Genomic DNA, 3,527 nt, shown 5'->3' with positions numbered 1-3,527 from the left:
CGAAGATGGCCCGCGACTGCATCTCGGCGATCTCGGGATAGGCGATCGCCAGCCGGCATCCGCGGAAGCCGAGCATCGGATTGAATTCGGCGAGTTCACGCACGCGATCGGCAAGGCGCCGGGGATCGGCATTCATGGCACGCGCCACTTCCTCGATCTCGGCTTGCGTATGCGGCAGGAACTCGTGCAGCGGCGGATCGAGCAGCCGGATCGTCACCGGCAACCCTTTCATGATCTCGAACAGTTCGACGAAATCCGCCCTCTGCATCGGCAGCAACTTCGAAAGCGCCGCACGGCGCGCGCGTTCATCCTCCGAGAGGATCATTTCGCGGACGGTGCGAATGCGGGTTTCCTCGAAGAACATATGTTCGGTGCGGCAGAGGCCAATTCCTTCAGCGCCGAATTTTATGGCGGTGCGCGCATCGTCCGGCGTGTCGCCATTAACGCGAACGCCAAGTTTGCGCACCGCATCGGCCCAGCCCATCAGCGTACCGAATTCGCCCGACATCTGCGGCTCGATCATCGGCATACGTCCGGCCAGCACCTGGCCCAGTGAACCGTCGATGGTGATGACATCGCCGGTCTTGAAGGTGCGCGAACCGATGCTCATGGTGCCACGGCCGTAATCGACGCGGATCGCACCGCAACCGGAGACGCAGGGTTTGCCCATGCCGCGCGCGACCACGGCGGCGTGCGAGGTCATGCCGCCGCGGGTGGTGAGAATGCCTTCAGCGGCGTGCATGCCGTGAATGTCTTCCGGCGAGGTCTCGATCCGCACCAGAATGACCTTGCGCCCGTCGACCTGCAATTTCGCCGCCTCGTCGGACGAGAAAACGATCTCGCCGGACGCAGCGCCAGGCGAGGCCGGCAAGCCGGTCGCGATCACGTCACGCTTGGCAGCGGGATCGATGGTCGGGTGCAGCAATTGATCAAGCGAGGCGGGATCGATCCGCAACACGGCGTCCTTTTTCGAGATCAGCCCTTCATTAGCCAGTTCGACTGCGATCCTGAGCGCGGCCTTGGCCGTGCGCTTGCCGCCGCGGGTCTGCAGCATCCACAGCTTGCCCTGCTCGACGGTGAACTCCATGTCCTGCATGTCGCGGTAGTGCTTTTCAAGCAACGTATAAATCCGCGTCAGCTCATTGAACGCTTCCGGCATCGCCGATTCCATCGACGGTTTGTCGGAACCGGACTCCTTGCGCGCGTCATCGGTGATATCCTGAGGCGTGCGGATACCGGCCACCACGTCTTCGCCCTGCGCGTTGATCAGGAATTCGCCGTAAAGCTTGCTCTCGCCGGTCGAGGGATTGCGCGTGAACGCAACGCCGGTCGCTGAGGTCTCGCCCATATTGCCGAACACCATCGCCTGTACGTTGACGGCGGTGCCCCACGATTCCGGAATGTCGTGCAGCTTGCGATAGGTCACCGCACGCGCGTTCATCCAGGAGGAGAACACAGCCCCGATCGCCCCCCACAGCTGATCATGGGGATCCTGCGGGAATTCCGATCCGGTTTCGCGTGCGAGGGCTTCCTTGTAGCGGCCCACCACCTCGACCCAGTCATCGCCGGTGAGATCGGTGTCGAGCGAATAGCCCTGGCCGTCCTTGAAGGTATCGAGAATGTCTTCGAAATGCGCGTGCTCAAAGCCGAGCACCACGTCCGAATACATGGTGATGAAACGGCGGTAGCTGTCATAGGCAAAACGGCGATCGCCGGACAATTCCGCCAGCGCCTCGACCGTGACGTCGTTGAGGCCGAGATTGAGCACGGTATCCATCATGCCAGGCATCGAGGCGCGGCCACCCGAGCGCACCGACACCAGAAGCGGATTTTTGGAATCGCCGAAGGATTTGCCCGTCAGCTTGCCGACATGATCGAGCGCCTTTTCGACCTGCGCCTTCAGCTCTTTCGGATAGGTCTTTTCATGCGCATAGAAATAGGTGCAGACCGAGGTCGGAATGGTGAAGCCGGGAGGCACTGGCAATCCGAGATTGGCCATTTCAGCGAGATTGGCGCCTTTGCCGCCGAGCAGATCGCGCAAGCCCGCTTTGCCTTCGGCTTTGCCGTCGCCGAATGTGAAGACCCACTTGCCCGCTTTCACCGGCTCGGCCGCCGCTTTGGCGGGCACTAGCTTTTTTGCCGGCTTGACCGGGCTATTCTTCAGCGCCTTGCGGGCGCCGGCTGACGGCGCCGGCTTCGCCCGGGCGGCCACGGATGGCTTTGATTTCGCAGCAATTTTCTTCGGTTTCGCGACGGCTTTGGCCATGACAGAAAACAATCCGCTGAAGATGAAGAGATGGGCGCCTTACACCACTTTGAGCGCCCCGGCGCAAGCTGCCACTACATATGGAGCCATTTCAAAAGCCCGAGCCCGATCAAGCCGTTGAGGATGAGGAAGATCGCCACGATCAGATTGAGAAGCCGCGGCATGATGAGGATCAGGAGGCCCGCGATCACGGATATGATCGGCGAGATATGAGCAACGGTGAGGGTCATAAGGCAGCTCCTCTGAGGATGGAGATCGAATCGAGGAGCGGCACCTTATCACCCCGCTTACCTTGTTCCACGACAGGAGACGCTTTCGGCCTCAACGGGTTCCGCCTCGTTCCAAAAATTGATCGGAAACAACGCGCTGCTCGAGAATTTTTTCTGGGGAACGATGCTTCCCGCGATGAATTGGATCGCTTTGCAGGCCGGCCGCGCGCCGGAATGCAAGCTTCAATCGCGAAGGAGCAAAGCATGCGGAACCATCTTTTGGCCGTCACCGCCATCATGGCAGCTGTAAGCGCACCCGTCGCGGCGCAGGCGCAGGGCACCGTCGGTGTCGCGAGCCCAGGTGCCGTCATCGTCGACGACGGCACCATCGGCATCGCACTCGATCAGCGTCCGGCGTTTCGCGCGTATATCGTGCAAGAACGGGTGCCAAGTTACAGCATTCCCGATCGCGTGGCCGTCGGCGGCATTCTGCCGGAAACCGGAGTCATCTTCTACGACGTGCCGCAGACGTTTGGCGCCACGCCCTATCGCTACACCGTGGTGAACGGCGAGACCGTGCTGGTCGAACCGCACACACGCCGTATCGTTCAGGTGATCGACTAACGATACTTGGACGTAGGGTCCGGCCTGCCGCAGCGGCTGCCGGACATCAAGGCCCCGCCTGGCTCCCCCCGTCCAGGCGGGGCTTTTCTCTGCGGTCGTTGTCGATCTCGATTGCTAAGACTTGCTCTTCCGAACGACGACGCGATGGATCGTCTTTCCCGAGGAGGCGCTGACGACTTCCTCATCCAGCAGTGTCGTTGCCGTCGCCAATTCCGCCAACACCAATGATGCCTCAAAGGCCGCATACAGGCGATCATGCTTGTCGCGCTGATTTTCGCCCGCGGTGACGCGCCAGCTTAGATAAAAGATGCCGCCGGGCCTTGTGACCTCAAGCATCCGGCGGACCGACCGCGCCATCTGCGCGCCGTCGAGATGCATGATCACGGTTTCGCACAGGACGTTGTCATAGCTATTGGCCGCGATGCCGC

The 3,527-nt window shown here is 61.3% G+C and carries 4 protein-coding genes; 1 reads left to right on the top strand and 3 read right to left on the bottom strand.

Annotated features, from left to right (window positions below; genetic code table 11):
• Together ppdK and WB528_RS19540 are read right to left on the bottom strand one after the other, a co-directional pair.
• A partial coding sequence (gene ppdK / locus WB528_RS19545) for a pyruvate, phosphate dikinase (protein WP_423890041.1) occupies window positions 1-2,266 on the bottom strand: 2,266 nt, incomplete at its 3' end.
• Window positions 2,267-2,340: 74 nt separating this feature from the next.
• Window positions 2,341-2,496, bottom strand: a complete 156-nt coding sequence (locus WB528_RS19540) for a DUF3096 domain-containing protein (protein ID WP_423890040.1) — start codon at window positions 2,494-2,496, stop codon at window positions 2,341-2,343.
• Window positions 2,497-2,739: 243 nt separating this feature from the next.
• Between WB528_RS19540 and WB528_RS19535 the strand changes: the two genes are divergently transcribed.
• Window positions 2,740-3,099 (top strand): DUF1236 domain-containing protein, encoded by a 360-nt coding sequence (locus tag WB528_RS19535; RefSeq protein WP_423890039.1) that lies wholly within the window; start codon window positions 2,740-2,742, stop codon window positions 3,097-3,099.
• 114 nt (window positions 3,100-3,213) lie between these two features.
• Here the strand turns inward: WB528_RS19535 and WB528_RS19530 are convergent.
• Window positions 3,214-3,527 (bottom strand): methyltransferase domain-containing protein (locus tag WB528_RS19530; RefSeq protein WP_423890038.1); only part of this gene is annotated, 314 nt, incomplete at its 5' end.

Origin of the sequence: Bradyrhizobium sp., assembly GCF_049586575.1 — a bacterium.
Lineage (GTDB): Bacteria > Pseudomonadota > Alphaproteobacteria > Rhizobiales > Xanthobacteraceae > Bradyrhizobium.
This window is presented reverse-complemented; position numbering and strand designations above follow the sequence as displayed.